Origin of the sequence: Rheinheimera pacifica, from assembly GCF_024809855.1 — a bacterium.
Taxonomy (GTDB): domain Bacteria; phylum Pseudomonadota; class Gammaproteobacteria; order Enterobacterales; family Alteromonadaceae; genus Alishewanella; species Alishewanella pacifica_A.
The window spans coordinates 236,797-254,305 of sequence record NZ_JANUEM010000004.1; the positions used below are offsets into that span (position 1 = coordinate 236,797).

Sequence of the window (17,509 nt, forward strand, 5' to 3'; positions counted from 1 at the left end):
TACGCCCTGCACCTTTAAAGCCACTTTTCTACAGTGGCTTTTTTATTGCGTTGTAAATAATCCGGCTAACTTTAACGGCACTATAGTAGAGGCAGTCTGATAACCGGTATCAAATAATTCTAATTTCTGCTCCGCCGTCAGGGCAAAATCTACTGCCGAAATACTGCCGGTATTGATCACTACCGTATTATGCCAGTATTCGGCATGCACATATTCACGCGACACCGCGCTCATAAAGGTGCGGATCAGCATATAAATATACGATACCAGCGGAAAATAACGGCTGGTTTGTACAGGTTTGGCTTCTGCATCACTTTTTAAGCGAAAGCAAATAAGTGGCAAAGCTGAGCCTGACCAGTCATGGTGCAAGGCATCTTCGGACAAAATAACCCCGTCGGTCATAATATGGTTTTTAAACGGCTGAAACGAAAAAAACAGCGGGATTGACATAGAAAAACGCACCGCCTTCGACACTTTAAGATGTGGCGTATATAGCCGGTTAAATACCACCGGGCCGCCACCGTTAATATCGGTCGCCAGCACATGCAGATCGTACTGCAGATCAGCAAAGGTGAGTCCTCGCAGCTGTTTATCCAGCCAGGCTTCAAATTTATCGCCATTACATAATCCACCGGTACGGAGTAAAGAAGTAACTGAAAAACTCCAGAACTGTCTGAAATCAGTTTGCAATGCCAGTGCTTTGAGGCTGGCAAGCTCCCAACCGGCTGCATAAAGTGCTGCCACAATACTACCGCCTGACACGCCCACCAGATGCCGGAAGCGAAATTGCATATCCTGCAACGCCTGTAGTATGCCGATATAACAACTGAGCCGGGTACCACCACCCGAGAAGATAGGTACTATATCTTTACCTGTGCTAACTGGCATACCGCATCCTTTGCCTTAATCCGCACCTTTTAGTATGGGGTAAAATCTGCCGCTTGCCATACAACAATACAGCTATTTCAAGCAAATTGGGCTAGTATAGTGCCCTGACACAATGACTTGGATAGGGAATGTCTGAATGAGATATAAAGCACTATTGTGTATTGCTCTGCTGTGGCATCTGGCTTTGCCGGCACAAGCAGCGCTGCAGGACAGCATTAAGAAAATCAAACCCTCTGTAGTGGCTATAGGGGTGTTCAGCCCGCTGGCATCGCCCCGGGTCAGGCTGGTTGGTACCGGCTTTGTTGTTGCCGATGGCAGTAAAATAGTGACTAATTACCATGTTATTGCCAAAGCGCCTGATGTAAAACGTAACGAATCCTATGTTGTGTTATCCGGCCAGGCAGACAATATACAAATTCATCAGATTACCGACACTAAAACACAAGCAGCTTATGACTTAGCCGTATTAACAATAGAAGCCAAACTGCCTGCTGCAATTCTGGCGGATGCTGAATTTCTCAACGAAGGTTCTGAAATTGCCTTTACCGGTTTCCCTATTACTGCTGTGCTCGGGTTATACCCCGCCACTCACCGGGGTATCATTTCTGCAGTCACTCCTATAGCCATTCCGGCGGATAACTCCGGCCAGTTACAAGCGTCTGCCCTGCGCCAGTTGCGTCAGCCATTTATGGTATATCAATTAGACGCAACAGCTTACCCGGGCAATAGCGGCAGCCCGTTGTTTGATGCTAATACCGCTCAGGTAATAGGTATTATTAATAAGGTATATGTGAAATCAACCAGAGAAGCTGTACTGAGTGACCCTAGCGGTATCACTTATGCTATTCCGGTCAGGTTTTTGCTGCCGTTGTTAACGCCATAAGCCGCAGTAAACACATTTTCAGCTTTTATGGATAAACTCAGATGGATTTACTGACAGAATTAGCATTGGACCGTATTGGCTTTGGCTTAGCCTGCGTTGCCAACTTGTTCTTCTTTCTGCTGACACTCGCCACCCGGGTAAAAAACCTGCCACGCTCATTACTACTTGCCTGGTCACTGTTTAATACCATATGGGCAGCCTACTACATGCTAACAGGCTTTGCGCCATACAATACGCCGGTATCGTTATTACTGGAACTCAGCCGCAACCTGGTGCTGCTGTTATTTTTACTGGCGGCACTTGGCAGCGCCGAACAATCGCTAAGCCTGCTGTTAAAAAAACGCTCTGTACAGCTGCTCATCTTAGTTATCAGTTGTTGGGGCTTACTCAGCTATTTACAGCTGATCTCGATGAATCTGATTTTTACCGGCAGTCTGGCTATTTGCATACTACAACTGGCACTGCTTGAAACAATGTACCGTAAGGCCGCTGCAAACCGCTGGCAATATAAACCTCTGGTACTGGGTATAACAGTTTGTGCATTATTCGACTTTGTTCTATTGGCTGAATCAGCATTATTTGGCCAGGTAGACAACCAGCTCTGGTCAGCCCGCGGTTTTGTTTACGCAGCTATAGTACCGCTGCTGATTATTTCAGTCAGGCGTGTGCAAGCCTGGGGTATTAATGTTTATGTATCCCGCGATATCGTGCTGCAAAGCTCGCTGGTGCTTGCTGCGGGTATCTATCTTTGCCTTATCGCCGTTGCAGGCTTTTATATTCGTTATATTGGCGGCTCCTGGTCAAACCTGCTGCAAACGACCTTTTTAGTACTTGGCTTTGCTATGTTGGCGGTGTTGCTGTTATCCGGCGCAGTAAGACGCAAACTCAAAGTATTTATTGAAAAACATTTCTTTGCTAACAAATTTGATTATCGCGTGAAATGGCTGGAACTGACACGGCAGTTACAACTGGTTGATATTAGCAAATCAGATCAATACCAGACTATTTTGCAAACCTGGATAAATTCTGTCAGTTACAGCCGGGGCTGCCTGGTCAAACTGGAGGGCACTTCAGCCCTGACAACACTGGCCCGTATGAACCGCCCGGCGCTGAACAGTAATGAAACCGAATTACTGCAACAGTATCTAAAGCAATTCACCGGTAAAAACTGGATAGTCGATCTGGCAGATAAAAAAGACCCGTTTTGTCAAAAACAAAACTTAAATGACATTGACATCCAATTGATCATACCGATCCATTCCGACAATGAACTTTGGGGCTTGTGCCTGTTAAATGCACCTGATGTTGACCGCCAGCATCTGAACTGGGAGCTGCGTGATTACCTGATGCTGGTGGCAGAGCAAATATCCAGCTATCTGCAGTTAATGCAAGCCAGCCAGAAACTCAGTGAAAATGCCCAGTTTGCTGCTTTTAGCCGGATGTCTGCTTTTGTTGTACATGATTTGAAAAACATCAAAGCACAAATTGATTTAATACTGACAAACAGCATAAAACACCGCACTAACCCTGAATTTATCAATGACAGCTTTGATACCCTCGCCGCTATGCAGCAACGCCTGCAGAATATGCTGTCACAATTAAGCAGCAAACGTGCAGAATCAAGCCAGGATACTATGATCAGTATTTCATCTGTGATTCGCGAAGTGATCACTCAGCGTTGTGCAGCCAAACAACCCATACCTCAATACAATGTGAGCCGCGATGCCGAGTTATTGCTAAACAGAGAACGCTTTGCCAGCGTGCTCTACCATTTAATTGACAACGCCCAGCATGCTACAGCAAACAACGGTACAATACTGGTTAATGTTAACTGTGACGACGCTCAGTTGTATATCAGCATCAGGGACACAGGCTGCGGTATGTCTGCCGAATTTATCAGCGAGCGTTTATTTAAGCCATTTGATTCAACAAAAGGTAATGCCGGTATGGGCGTAGGTGCCTATGATGCGCTACACTTTGCCAGACAGCATAATGGCCAGTTGCTGGTAGAAAGTACAGAAGGAGTGGGAACTACCTTTACGCTTATTCTTCCTTTACACTAATCATGTTTATTGAAGTAAATACAAGGACTGTTTTATGAAGACCTTATTGGTCATAGAAGATGATATTGGCATCCAGAAGCAGCTGAAATGGAGTTTACCGGACTACGAACTGGTGTTTGCTCAGGATCGCTCTTCAGCACTTACACAACTAAGGCGATATGAGCCAGAAGTTGTCACACTCGATCTTGGTTTACCTCCTGATCCGGCAAACGCAACCGAAGGCCTGGCCTGTTTAACTGAAATACTGGCTTTACAGCCGGATTGTAAAGTTATCGTCATTACAGGTAGCAATGATAACGATCATGCGCTTAAAGCTGTTGCACTGGGTGCTTATGACTACTATCAAAAACCGATTAATATCGATGTGTTAAATGTGATTCTGGCAAGAGCCTTTAAACTTAGTCAGTTGGAAGCAGAAAACAAGGCGCTAAAAGCAGCCGGCGGTACAAGCAGCGATATTATTGGCAATAGTGACGCTATTATGCGTGCCTGTCGTACTGTAGAAAAAATCGCTCCGACAGAAATCACCACCTTATTACTTGGAGAAAGTGGTACAGGGAAAGAAGTTTTTGCCCGCGCCATTCACCGCCAAAGCCCCAGGGTAAATAAACCTTTCGTTGCCATTAACTGCGCATCAATACCAGAGAATTTGCTGGAAAGCGAACTATTTGGTTACGAAAAAGGCGCGTTTACCGGCGCGAATAAAACGACCTTAGGCAAAATTGAATGCGCTAACGGCGGCACACTGCTACTGGACGAAATTGGCGACATGCCGCTAAGCCTGCAAGCCAAGATGCTACGCTTTTTACAGGAAAGAGTTATTGAACGTGTCGGCGGACGTCAGGAAATAGAAGTTGATGTCAGGGTAATTTGTGCCACACACCGTAATTTGGCTGAAATGGTTGCGGCACAAAGTTTCCGCGAAGATTTATACTACCGGGTAAGTGAAATAACCTTGGCAATCCCCCCGCTACGCCAGCGTGGTCACGATATTATCGTTATTGCTAAAGCCTTACTGACAAAATTCAACGCAGAGTTTAACAGCCATGTTCAGGGCTTTTCAGACTGTGCTATGCAAGCTATGCTGCAACACCCGTGGCCGGGTAATATACGTGAGCTACAAAACAAACTTAAATCAGCGGTAATACTGGCAGACAGCAAATTGATTACTGCCGACGATTTAGGCCTTAGCAGCAAAGAAATGGTGAAAACCAGCACACTGCGTAAGGTAAGAGAACAAGCTGAAACACAAGCGATACGCCAGGCTTACACACTGGCTAATGGCAACTTATCTAAAACATCTGATTTGCTGGGCATTACCAGACCAACACTTTATGCGTTAATAGATAAGTATCGCCTACACGACTTAAGAAATGCAGAAGCTGAGATCTAAAACCGGAATAAATATAGGATATATAAAAAAACCCCACTTAATGTGGGGTTCTTTATTACAGCGTAATGCCGTTTTGCTTGGCTTTATCTTTGATGTAAGATTCCCAGCCCCGCACCTGGCGTGACATAGCAGGATCTTTCTTCGCATTCATCAATGCAGCATAAGCTTCTTTATATTTCTTCTGGTAGAAATACGCATCCACTAAGCTCATATAAACACCGCTCGGTTTATCAACATTCATTGATAAGGCTTTGTCATAAGCAGCAATAGCTTCATTGTACTTTTGCACAGCAGAGTAAGCTGAACCCTGGCGACGATATGCATCAGCGTCATTAGTCAGCTTAGCAACTTCACCATAGTAATTAGCAGCCTTTAGAAACTCCCGTGCAGCCTGGTAATTTGAGGCAATAAAGGTAAGGTTGGTTTTGTCTTTCTTAACCAAACCGCTCTTCATATACTTTTCCATCGTCGCAGCGGCTTTATAAGGAATGTTGTTATTTGCATACATCTGCGCCAACATTCTTATTTCAGAGTCTTTTTCCAGATAGCCCTGTGAATAGGCTAACTGTAAAGTAGTCAATGATTTGCCAAACTCTTCAGTTAAAGTATAAAAATTACCCAGGTAAACCCAGAACTGCTTATTCTCAGGAAACAACTGAACCATTGTCTCAACTACCGCTACTAACTCTTTGTAACGTTTAGTTTCATACAAAGCAGCCATCTTAAGCTGATAAGGTCCTTCAATCGGCTTGGGTGCAAAACGAATTGCATCATCTGCCGGTGCCAAAACCTTAGCATGCTGATCCATCAGGTAATAAGCGTTAGCAATACGCATATAAGCATCTGAATTTTGTTCACCTGTGAACATCATCCAGTCTTCATAAGCTTTTATTGCAGCCTGATATTGCTTATCCTGCAATAACATATCTGCCAGCAGTTTCATCGATGCAGACTGATCAGCAAAAGTCAGCACATCTGGTTTTACCGCCAAGGTCAGATACTTTATTGCCTGCTTCTCATCTTTGGTAGCATATAAGTTACCTAAAAAACGATTCAGCGTAGCAGTATCAAACTCATTACTTGACTTAGCGTTAAGCAGCAAAGCAATTGCTTCATCCAGCTTCTCTTCGTTATACAGCTCAAAGGCGCTAACCAGAACTTTACCAACCCGTTCGCCAACAATTTGAGTCTTACGGGCCTTACGCTCTTCTACTTTTGCCATATTAGGCTGTACAGCTGCAGAAACCGGTAAACACGCGCCCAACACTGTCATTACAACAAGAGCTGAGGTAAGTTTTTTAAACTTAGTCATGTTAACCCCCTGCCATATCTAGTGTGAAGTCCAGCTGAACTTGTTGGCCGGTTTGCTTTAACGGCTTACCATCAACAATTTTCGGGCTGTATTTCCAGCGGCGTAATGCGCGGATAGCTTCACGGTCAAACACCCGGCGCGGTTCCGCTTCAATTACTTCTACTTCATCAACACTACCGTCTTCCATAATGCTGAAACGAAGTCTAACCCAACCTTGCAAACCATCACGTGCAGCCTGCACAGGATAACGCGGTTCAATGCGAACGATTGGCGTTGCATCACCATCCCGCATCATGCCGGAAGGGTCGCCTAAACCGCCTGCACCTGCTCCAAGGCTAAGCCCAGGCATATTAAAACCTATCGCCCCCGCAGCGTTAGCTGTTTCTGGCTCTGGCTGAGGCGCTTTAGGCGGCTGAGCCGGTGGTGGTGGTGGTGGCGGCGGTGGTGGCCGCCGCGTCTGTGTCTCTGAGTCAGGCGGCGTAGTGCTAATTTCAATAACAATACGCTCTTGCTCAACCGCTTTACGATCGCCACTTGACTTAAGTAAAGTGGCCATCATTAAGAACAACAGAAACGTTACCACACCACCGATTATTAACGATGTCAGGAAACGTACCATAATTACTTAGTCTCCCCGGCTATACTAATCACCAGAGATGGGTCAGCAGCTTTAATCTGATCCATAACTTCCATCACAATACCGTGCTTAGCTTCTTTATCAGCCTGCACAATAATAGTGTCTGTTGGTGACTCAGCCCTTAGCCGTTCAATGTTTGCTGAAACACGTTCAACATCAACTGTACGCTTGTCCATCCAGATTTCACCGTTTGCACGGATAGCAATAAAGATAGTGGCTGTTGGTTTACTGACAGCCTGAGCGGCTTCTGGCTTGTTTACATCAATACCAGCCTCTTTTACGAAAGACGTGGTTACGATAAAGAAGATCAACATGATGAAAACGATATCCATCATCGGCGTAATATCGATCTCTGCCGTTTCAGCTTCGCGAATACGTTTGCGGGCCATAAAAAACTCTCTTTAATGATGCGGTAAGCTATCTGCCAGGCTTGCTTTTTCTCGCTTCACCTGAACGTCTAACCGCGCACTGAAAAATACACCTGATATCGCCGCAACCAAGCCCGACATTGTCGGTATAGTCGCCATAGAGATACCTGTTGCCATGGTTCTTGGGTTACCTGTTCCCTGCGTCGCCATAATATCGAACACAGCAATCATCCCGGTAACCGTTCCCAACAATCCAACCAGTGGACACAGTGCAACCAAGGTTTTAATGAGCAGCATACGCTGATCTAATTTATCTGATGCCTCGGAAATCCAGCAATCACGGATTTTATGCGCATACCATGAAGTGGTATCTGCTCTGGCATCCCAACGGGCAATAATATCCTTTTTGAGCTTCGGATATTCCGCTTTGATAAACCAGTAGCGCTCTATCATCAATACCCACATGACGAAGAGTACCAGGGCGACAACGTATAATACGTTGCCACCGGTATGGATAAAATCCTGAACAGATTCCCACAGCTCTACTAGCTGGAGTATCATTAGGCTTTCTCCTTCTCCGCATGTGCAGCAATAATACCAGCCGCCTGCTCATCTAAAACTTGCAGAATTGACTTGGCTTTTGAAGACACCAGAGCATGAACGAATAACAATGGAATTGCTGCAACCAGACCCTGAGCAGTTGTTACCAACGCCAGAGAGATTGAACCGGCCATCAGTTTCGGATCACCTGTACCGTACAATGTAATTTGCTGGAAGGTCAGGATCATACCGATAACGGTACCTAACAGACCCAGTAACGGGGCAACCGCTGAGAACAATTTGATTAAACCAATACCCCGATCAACTTTTGGTGTTTCACGCAGAATAGCTTCGTCCAGCTTCAGTTCCAGGTTTTCTACATCAGCCGTTTTGTTTTCATGATATACACGTAAGATACGACCCAGCGGGTTGTTATCTGACGGGTTAGACAGGTTTTTCAGCTGAGCACGAATCTTACCACCAACCATTGTTAATACAATGATACGCTCAAGTGCAATCAGCAAACCAATAAAGAATACAATAGTGATGATGTAACCAACTTCTTCACCTGCATGGTAGTACTCCATTAGCGTTGAACGCTGCTGGTTCAAGCGCAATAAGCTGTTACCTTTAGTCGGGTCTACGTACAAGCCTGTAATTTCACCAGTTTTTGCGTTATGGTAGGCCGCTACAGAGTTGTGAATTTTAGACTGCGGCTGACGACCCAGAGGTTGAATTTGATCAGTATCAGTGTTCAGGATCAGATACTCTGAATCAGTCGTCAGGTGGAAAGTACCAAAACGTGTTACACGCTTAGTTTCGGTACCACCGTCCAATTTCACTACCTGAGCATCAAACTTGGCAACTTTACCTGACTCGGTCATCTCAGTCAGTAATGCCATCCACAACTCTTCCATTTCACCTAAAGTAGGCAGCTCTGTTGCTGACGCTACTGCGCGCAAAGGCACATCACGTCCAGGGTACTGCGCACTAACGATTGAACCTGAAATAGTACCGATTGACTGATTAGCTGACTGGCGCACAACACCAAACAACTCGCCCATAGTACCCAACGCACTTTCTAATTCCTGCTGTTTCTGGCCGATCAGAATATCGTTGTCAGCGTATTCTTTCTGTAAACGCTTACCACGGTTCTCTTCTTCAGTGAACTGTCTTTTTGCCGTATTCAGCAACGCCTGCTTGTCGGCACGCTCAGCCAAAAATGCACGCTCACGTTCCTGATTAACACGGCCTTCAACAGTGCGCTCTTTCTTTAACTGTTCCAGTAACTGATCCAACTTGTCTGTGTTGGCCGCTGCGTTAAAAGCAACACCAGCGGACAGAGTTACCGCTGCGGCAATTAACATTGACTTAAATGCTTGTTTCATTTGTTCTTACTCCGCTGCGATAAGTGGTACGCGATCCATCTCAAGCGTGGCTTCACGACGCGCCATCTTGATAAACTGAGACACCGATGTCAGGTAAGAACCCGGCAGTTGTTCCCAGCTTGATGTTTGCTTGTTCCACACCCAGCCAGCGTTACCATCAAGTGCCAGCGCCATTAAAGCCAAGCGGCCAACATGAACGTAATCTACGGTAATGTCCTGACCATTCATCGGCAATGTACCCTGGAATGATGCGACTTCTGAACCGTAGCCCACTTCAATGCTGTATGCTTCCAGAATTTGACGGTACTGCTCAGATAATTGCACATCTGAACGGCCCATTACTTCACGTAAATTTTCTACCCGGGCGATACGGCGCTCAGTACGCAGAGGAATATCAGCTTTAACAAACTGCTCCAGCGCATCAATCATACGGAACATAAGAGGCACAGTACCTTTGCGGGTATCTTCCAGGCCGTTAATCTGACGCTGAATAGAGTCTATCTGGCGCTTCTGGTCGGCAACCAGAGTAGCTAAGAAGTCGTTATAAACTTTCAGGTTTTCAGTTTGATCAGTAACCTGACGGTACTCACCTAATAATTCCTGAGACTGCTCGTATATAGTATTAATTTTTTCCTGAGACTGCACTGCTGCGCGCTGGATCTGACTACCTTCCTGATGCAAAGCTTTTAAATCTGTTGCCAGTGCGCTCGCCGAAAGGGCGAAAGTACCGGCCAGAGCTGTTGCAACAAGACTCTTGCGAATTTTATTGTTAAACATAGTTCCCAACCAATTATTGCTGATTAACGTAACCTGAAGTTGTAAGGACCCTGCCGTTCTTACAGACAGAAAAGGCCCTCGGTTAGAGGGTAAACCATCCGCATCATTGCAGGTAAAAACGCCCTTGTCAATACAACACAGGCGTCTGAATGTCTGCTCTGATGCAGCTATTTATATGGTCTAGCCCCAAATTTATGCACTGTTAAACAAATAAGAATCTATTTGTTATAGTCCATTAATTTTTTAGCTTATTTTATGTTCGGCGTCAGTTTTCCTGACACATATAAAGCAACCATATCGTCCAGTGATATAGCTTTGATTTTACTGCCATGGCCTGCAGCGTTGAACGCTTCATACCGGGCAATACAAATTTCTGTCATCGCCTTTACTGATGCCTGTAAATATTTACGCGGGTCAAACTCTGCCGGATGTTGCGCCATGTAGCGGCGGATAGCACCGGTAGACGCCAGCCGTAAGTCGGTATCGATATTGACCTTACGCACACCATATTTTATGCCTTGCTGAATCTGCTCCACCGGTACACCATAGGTTTCCGGAATGTTGCCGCCATTTTCGTTGATAATCTGTAGCCATTCCTGCGGTACTGAAGACGAGCCATGCATTACCAGATGTGTATCAGGAATACGTTCGTGGATCGCTTTAATACGGTCAATCGCCAGAATATCGCCTGTTGGTGGCCGGCTGAACTTATAAGCACCATGTGAAGTACCACAGGCTATTGCCAGAGCATCAACCTGAGTTTCCCTTACAAACTGAGCCGCTTCTTCCGGATCGGTTAGCATTTGATCGTGGCTTAAAATACAATCTGCACCTATACCATCCTCTTCGCCGGCGGCTCCCGTTTCCAGCGAGCCTAAACAACCTAACTCGCCCTCTACAGACACACCACACGCATGCGCTATTTCTACAACTTTGCGCGTTACATTGGCGTTGTAAGCATAATCCATAGGCGTTTTGCCGTCTTCGCCTAACGAGCCATCCATCATGACAGAAGAGAAACCCAATTGGATTGAGCGCTGACAAACAGCCAGTGAAGTACCATGATCCTGATGCATAACGACCGGAATATGCGGAAACTCTTCTACTGCTGCCAGAATCAGATGACGTAAAAACGGCGCACCGGCATATTTACGTGCACCGGCTGAAGCCTGAACAATAACCGGACTATCGGTTTTATCTGCCGCCAGCATAATAGCGCGCATTTGCTCAAGGTTATTTACGTTAAAAGCTGGTATGCCGTAGCTAAACTCAGCGGCATGATCCAGCATCTGACGCAGGGAAATAAGGGCCATGAAATCCTCTCTTTATTTTTTTAGGGTACAGTTATAAACGTATTATTATTGTGTTTTGCTACGCTGTTCCAGTATAGCTACTGCTGGCAGAGTTTTGCCTTCTAAAAACTCCAGAAAGGCCCCGCCACCTGTAGATATATATGAAATGTTGTTTGCAATATTATATTTATCTATCGCTGCCAACGTATCACCACCGCCAGCAATTGAGAAAGCGTCGCTATCTGCAATTGCCTGTGCTAATGCTTTGGTGCCGGCAGCAAACTGGTCAAACTCAAATACACCAACCGGGCCGTTCCAGACGATAGTGCCAGCTGATTTTAAAATTTTAACCAGTTGCGCCGTGGTATCCGGGCCGATATCAAAAATCATGTCGCCATCATCAACCGCTGCTACCTGCTTTAATGTGGCAACGGTGGTTTCACTGAATGCCTGGCCCACGACAACATCGGTTGGAACCGGAATATTAGCGCCGCGGGCTTTGGCTTGTGCCATTAAACGCTGTGCTTCAGGGATTAAATCTGCCTCATACAACGACTTACCCACATTATTGCCATTAGCGGCAATAAAGGTATTGGCAATACCACCACCGACAATTAATTGATCAACAATACCGGACAACGATTCCAGCACTGTCAGCTTAGTAGATACTTTAGAGCCCCCAACAATAGCAACTAGCGGCCGCTTCGGGTTCTTTAATGCCGCAGCAAGTGCATCCAGCTCTGCCACTAACAAAGGGCCGGCACAGGCAACAGGAGCGAATTTAGCCACACCATGAGTTGAAGCCTGGGCCCGATGTGCGGTACCAAAAGCATCCATCACAAATACATCGCACAGCGCCGCCAGCTTTTGTGCTAAAACATCATCATTTTTGCCTTCGCCTTTATTAAAGCGTACGTTTTCAAACACCACCACTTCACCGGCGTTAATGTCAATACCATCAAGATAATTTGCCGCAAGGCGCACCGGAGCTGTCAGGGCCTCAGCCAGATAATCCACCACAGGTTGCATGGATGATTCAGCATCATAAACGCCCTCTTCTGGCCGGCCAAGATGCGACATTACCATCACTTTAGCCCCTTTGCTCAGCGCCAGTTCAATTGTGGGTATTGCGGCTTTCAGACGGGCATCCGAGGTTACTTTGCCATTTTTTACCGGTACATTTAAATCTTCGCGGATCAGCACGCGTTTGCTGTTAAGATCCAAATCGCTCATGCGAATAACAGACATTTCAGGCTCCTTATTATAAAGTCGGTTGCATCATGGCTCGCGCCGTGTCAATCATGCGATTGGCAAAACCCCATTCGTTGTCACACCATACCAGGCATTTTACCAGCCGTTTATGGCTAACCCGGGTTTGTGAACCATCAACAATGCATGAGTGCGCATCGTGGTTAAAATCTACTGACACCAAAGGCTCTTCGGTATAATCCAGAATACCGGCCAGCTCACCAATACGGGCTTGCTGTAGTGCCTGATTAACTGCACTGATGCTAACATCCTGATGCAGTGTCACACTTAAATCCATCGCTGTTACGTTTACCGTAGGTACCCGTACAGCTATAGCTTCAAAACGGCCAGCAAATTGCGGCAATATGCGTTCGATACCCAGTGCCAGTTTGGTGTCTACCGGAATTATCGACTGGCTGGCAGCCCGGGTACGGCGTAGATCAGGGTGGTAAGCATCTATTACCTGTTGATCATGCATAGAGGCATGAATAGTGGTAATAGTACCGCTTTCAACACCAAAATGCTGATCCAGCACCTGAATAACCGGCACTATGCAGTTAGTAGTACAAGAACCAGCCGATACCACTGTCATCTTTTCTGTTAAGCTGCTTTGGTTAATGCCGTAGATAATAGTGGCATCAATATCGGTATCGGCCGGGTGCGAAAACAACACCTTTTTGGCACCTGCCGTTAAATGCCAGTTCGCATGCTCGCGGCTATGAAATACACCGGTACATTCCAATACCACATCAACATCCAGCTCGCTCCAGGGCAGTGCCAAGGGATCGGCTTCAGCAAACAGTGCAATATCAGTTCCGTCAACGTTAATACCACCGTCATATGAACTGACGCTGAAACCAAAACGGCCGTGCGACGTGTCATACTTTAATAAATGCGCGACCCCTTTGGCATCGGCCAGCTCATTAATGGCAACAACATTCAGTTCATGCTGCCAGCCATTTTCATAAATAGCGCGTAAAATATTACGCCCAATACGGCCAAAACCGTTTATTGCCAGTCTTATTGCCATCACACCACGCCATTAATACGACAAAAATTACCACAAAAAATATATGACAAAAAAATGGGACCAAAGCTGATCCCATTTTATTAACTATTACGCCAGCAGCTGTTCTGCTGCCTCAAGCACTTTTGCAGTGGTAATACCAAAGTGTTCAAATAACTGTTCAGCCGGTGCTGATTCACCAAAACTGGTCATGCCAATAATTTTGCCGGTTAAACCGACATATTTATACCAGCAGTCGGTAATACCGGCTTCTACGGCAATACGCTTGCTTACTGAAGCGGGTAATACAGCTTCACGATAAGCAGCATCTTGTTGTTCAAATACATCGGTCGATGGCATAGACACTACGCGTACTGCTTTGCCCTGCTCGCTCAGCTTAGCGGCAGCCTGCATTGCCAGCTCAACTTCAGAGCCGGTGGCAATAATAATCAGCTCTGGCGTGCCGTTGCAGTCACGCAAGGTATAACCGCCGCGTGCAATATCGGCCAGTTGCTGCGTATTACGCGGCTGTTGTGCCAGATTCTGCCGGGTGAAAACTAAGGTACTCGGGCCATCAGTGCGCTCAATTGCCGCTTTCCAGGCTACGGCAGACTCGACCTGATCGCACGGACGCCAGTTCATTAAATTTGGTGTAGCGCGCAGTGCAGCTAATTGCTCTACCGGCTGGTGCGTTGGGCCATCTTCACCTAAGCCGATAGAATCGTGGGTGTAAACGAAGATTACCCGCTGCTTCATCAACGCGGCCATACGCACCGCATTACGGGCATATTCCATAAACATCAGGAAGGTCGCACCGTAAGGTACAAAGCCGCCGTGTAGTGCGATACCATTCATAATGGCCGACATACCGAATTCACGCACACCGTAATAAATGTAGTTACCGCTGGCATCAACACCGGTAAGTGGCTTAGAGCCAGACCAGATAGTCAAATTAGAACCGGCTAAATCTGCCGAGCCACCCATAAATTCCGGTAGAATTGGGCCAAAAGCATTCAATGTATTTTGTGATGCTTTACGGCTGGCAATATTGGCAGGGTTGGCTTGCAGCTGTTTAATATAGGCCTGAGATTTCTCTGCCCAATCTGATGGTAAATCGCCGGCTACACGGCGGCTGTATTCTGCTGCCAATTCAGGAAAGGCTGCACTATAACGGGCAAACAACTGCTGCCAGTCTTGCTGCTGTGCACTACCTTTTGCTTTGGCATCCCAATCAGCATAAATGTCGGCCGGAATATCAAACGGTGCATGTGACCATTGCAAAAAATCACGGGCTGCGGCAATTTCAGTATCACCCAGCGGCGCACCGTGGCTATCGTGGCTGCCGCCTTTATTCGGCGCGCCATAGCCTATAACGGTACGACAACAAATAAGTGTTGGCTTGGCTGTTTCAGCTTTTGCCTGTTTAATTGCTGCTTCTACAGCTGCAGCATCATGACCATCAACATTACTGATCACATGCCAGCCATAGGCTGCAAACCGGGCCGGGGTGTTATCGGTAAACCAGCCCTCAACATGGCCATCGATAGAAATACCGTTGTCATCCCAAAAAGCAATCAATTTGCCTAAGCCTAACGTGCCGGCAAGTGAACAAGCTTCGTGTGAAATACCTTCCATCAGGCAACCATCACCTAAAAAAGTGTAGGTATGATGATCAACAATATCGTAACCCGGCTGGTTAAACTGTGCTGCCAGAGCTTTTTCCGCAATTGCCATGCCCACTGCATTGGTAATCCCCTGACCAAGCGGGCCTGTCGTGGTTTCTACTCCCGGTGCATAACCGTATTCCGGATGGCCTGGCGTTCTGGAATGTAACTGACGGAACTGCTTTAGATCGTCAATACCTAAATCGTAACCGCTTAAATGTAATAAAGAATACAGCAACATAGAACCATGGCCGTTTGACAGAATAAAACGGTCGCGGTTTGGCCACGTTGGATCCTGCGGATTATGCCGGAGAAAATCACGCCATAACACTTCGGCAATGTCGGCCATACCCATAGGGGCACCCGGATGACCTGATTTAGCTTTTTGCACCGCATCCATGCTAAGAGCACGGATCGCATTGGCGAGTTGTTTACGAGATGGCATGTTCACTCCTGACATTGCGCGGCTTCTGTATAACGAAGCAGATTATTATTTAGCTGAAATGTTAAGGCAGAAAGAGGTTCTATTTTCCCAGAGCCCCCACCAGATGGCAAATTTAAATCGGCTGACATAAAGAATTTTTAATCATGCAGATCTAACTGTCTGTACTAACGTAATAAGCAACTTAAAATAGCATTAAAGACGTCTGGGTGGCAGATTTTTCTGGCAATGCGTTAGCGCTTTCTCTAGAATACCTGCCTATTTTTTTGAGTTCGGCACGGCGCTCAACGCCGTAACGGACTTAACTGCATTAACCTTATTTTTGGAATACAACAGATGGCACAACACATTTTTACTTCTGAGTCGGTATCTGAAGGGCATCCGGATAAAATTGCCGATCAGATTTCTGACGCCGTGCTGGATGCAATCCTGGAACAAGATCCTAAAGCCCGCGTGGCCTGCGAAACCTTCGTTAAAACCGGTATGGTGCTGGTAGGCGGTGAAATTACTACCTCTGCCTGGGTTGATATTGAAGAAATTACCCGTAAAACCGTGCGTGAAATTGGTTACGTACACTCTGATATGGGTTTTGATGCCGATTCATGTGCCGTATTAAATGCTATTGGTAAGCAATCACCTGATATTAACCAGGGTGTAGACCGTGCCGATCCGAAAGAACAAGGTGCCGGCGATCAGGGTTTAATGTTTGGCTACGCCAGTAATGAAACTGACGTATTAATGCCAGCCCCTATTACCTATTCACACCGCTTGGTACAACGCCAGGCCCAGGTACGTAAAGACGGTACACTGCCCTGGCTGCGCCCGGATGCAAAATCACAGTTAAGCTTTATATACGAAGACGGCAAGCCGGTAGGTATTGATGCGGTAGTATTGTCTACCCAGCACTGCGATACCATCAGCACTGCTGATCTGCGTGAAGCCGTAATGGAAACCATTATTAAACCGGTACTCCCGGCAGAGTGGTTAAGCAGCAAAACTAAATTCTTTATCAACCCGACCGGCCGCTTTGTGATCGGCGGCCCGATGGGCGACTGTGGCCTAACCGGCCGTAAAATTATCGTCGATTCCTACGGCGGTATGGCACGTCATGGTGGCGGTGCATTCTCAGGTAAAGATCCATCGAAAGTAGACCGTTCAGCAGCATATGCAGCACGCTATGTGGCTAAAAATATTGTCGCTGCCGGTCTGGCAGAACGCTGTGAGTTGCAGGTGTCTTATGCTATCGGTGTGGCAGAGCCTACCTCTATAAGCCTGGAAACCTTCGGCACCAGTAAACTGACTGAAGAGCAGCTCATTAAACTGGTACGTGAACATTTTGACCTGCGCCCTTACGGCCTGATTGAAATGTTAAAACTGGAACGGCCAATCTATCTGCCAACGGCAGCTTACGGCCACTTCGGCCGCGATCAGTTCCCGTGGGAGCAAACTGATAAAGCTGAGTTACTGCGTCAGTACGCAAAGTAAACATCGCTGGTTAGTCGTATAAAAGGAGAGCCTGGCTCTCCTTTTTCACACTTGTTATTAGCAAACCAGATTAGCAATTTCGTCTTATCATCCGGCACTTTTTGTGTATGATAAGCCGTTGTG

General features: G+C 46.5%; 15 protein-coding genes. 4 read left to right on the top strand and 11 right to left on the bottom strand.

The features are described from left to right. Window positions 1–42: 42 nt before the first annotated feature. A complete protein-coding gene (locus M2404_RS08275) occupies window positions 43–888 on the bottom strand; it encodes a patatin-like phospholipase family protein (protein ID WP_259239249.1) in 846 nt (281 codons plus the stop codon). Between the two features lie 136 nt (window positions 889–1,024). On the opposite strand from M2404_RS08275, the gene M2404_RS08280 reads away from it, so the two are divergent. Genes M2404_RS08280 through prsR form a run of 3 tightly spaced genes read left to right on the top strand, consistent with a single transcriptional unit; the run spans window position 1,025 to window position 5,227 of the window. Further along, window positions 1,025–1,771, top strand: coding sequence for a S1 family peptidase (locus M2404_RS08280; RefSeq protein ID WP_259239250.1), 747 nt, complete (start codon window positions 1,025–1,027; stop codon window positions 1,769–1,771). A 41-nt stretch (window positions 1,772–1,812) separates the two neighbouring features. Continuing rightward, the gene (gene prsK, locus M2404_RS08285) at window positions 1,813–3,834 is read left to right on the top strand and encodes an XrtA/PEP-CTERM system histidine kinase PrsK (protein WP_259239251.1); all 2,022 of its coding nucleotides are present in this window, start codon (window positions 1,813–1,815) and stop codon (window positions 3,832–3,834) included. A 34-nt stretch (window positions 3,835–3,868) separates the two neighbouring features. Next, window positions 3,869–5,227 (top strand): PEP-CTERM-box response regulator transcription factor, encoded by a 1,359-nt coding sequence (gene prsR / locus M2404_RS08290; RefSeq protein WP_259239252.1) that lies wholly within the window; start codon window positions 3,869–3,871, stop codon window positions 5,225–5,227. Window positions 5,228–5,282: 55 nt separating this feature from the next. Here prsR and M2404_RS08295 read toward each other — a convergent pair whose 3' ends face one another. From M2404_RS08295 to tkt, 10 genes are all read right to left on the bottom strand, one after another. Continuing rightward, entirely contained in the window at window positions 5,283–6,539 is a 1,257-nt protein-coding gene (locus M2404_RS08295) for a tetratricopeptide repeat protein (RefSeq protein ID WP_259239253.1), read from the bottom strand. A 1-nt stretch (window position 6,540) separates the two neighbouring features. After that, window positions 6,541–7,158 carry an energy transducer TonB gene (locus tag M2404_RS08300; protein WP_259239254.1) on the bottom strand — a complete coding sequence of 206 codons (618 nt, stop codon included), beginning with the start codon at window positions 7,156–7,158 and terminating at the stop codon, window positions 6,541–6,543. 2 nt (window positions 7,159–7,160) lie between these two features. After that, window positions 7,161–7,565, bottom strand: a complete 405-nt coding sequence (locus M2404_RS08305) for an ExbD/TolR family protein (RefSeq protein WP_259239255.1) — start codon at window positions 7,563–7,565, stop codon at window positions 7,161–7,163. A gap of 12 nt (window positions 7,566–7,577) precedes the next feature. Then, complete coding sequence (locus M2404_RS08310) at window positions 7,578–8,105, bottom strand: MotA/TolQ/ExbB proton channel family protein (RefSeq protein ID WP_259239256.1); 528 nt, start codon at window positions 8,103–8,105, stop codon at window positions 7,578–7,580. Continuing rightward, the gene (locus M2404_RS08315) at window positions 8,105–9,472 is read right to left on the bottom strand and encodes a MotA/TolQ/ExbB proton channel family protein (RefSeq protein WP_259239257.1); all 1,368 of its coding nucleotides are present in this window, start codon (window positions 9,470–9,472) and stop codon (window positions 8,105–8,107) included. Before M2404_RS08315 ends, M2404_RS08310 begins: the two co-directional genes overlap by 1 nt. A 6-nt stretch (window positions 9,473–9,478) precedes the next feature. Continuing rightward, the gene (locus tag M2404_RS08320) at window positions 9,479–10,249 is read right to left on the bottom strand and encodes a DUF3450 domain-containing protein (protein WP_259239258.1); all 771 of its coding nucleotides are present in this window, start codon (window positions 10,247–10,249) and stop codon (window positions 9,479–9,481) included. 248 nt (window positions 10,250–10,497) lie between these two features. After that, entirely contained in the window at window positions 10,498–11,562 is a 1,065-nt protein-coding gene (gene fba / locus M2404_RS08325; RefSeq protein WP_215397330.1) for a class II fructose-bisphosphate aldolase, read from the bottom strand. 45 nt (window positions 11,563–11,607) lie between these two features. Then, window positions 11,608–12,789, bottom strand: coding sequence for a phosphoglycerate kinase (locus tag M2404_RS08330; protein WP_259239259.1), 1,182 nt, complete (start codon window positions 12,787–12,789; stop codon window positions 11,608–11,610). A 13-nt stretch (window positions 12,790–12,802) separates the two neighbouring features. Next, window positions 12,803–13,819, bottom strand: a complete 1,017-nt coding sequence (gene epd / locus M2404_RS08335) for an erythrose-4-phosphate dehydrogenase (protein ID WP_259239260.1) — start codon at window positions 13,817–13,819, stop codon at window positions 12,803–12,805. An 87-nt stretch (window positions 13,820–13,906) separates the two neighbouring features. Further along, complete coding sequence (gene tkt, locus M2404_RS08340; RefSeq protein ID WP_259239261.1) at window positions 13,907–15,904, bottom strand: transketolase; 1,998 nt, start codon at window positions 15,902–15,904, stop codon at window positions 13,907–13,909. Window positions 15,905–16,237: 333 nt separating this feature from the next. Between tkt and metK the strand changes: the two genes are divergently transcribed. Beyond that, window positions 16,238–17,386, top strand: coding sequence for a methionine adenosyltransferase (metK, locus tag M2404_RS08345; RefSeq protein WP_259239262.1), 1,149 nt, complete (start codon window positions 16,238–16,240; stop codon window positions 17,384–17,386). The last annotated feature ends 123 nt before the right edge of the window (window positions 17,387–17,509 follow it).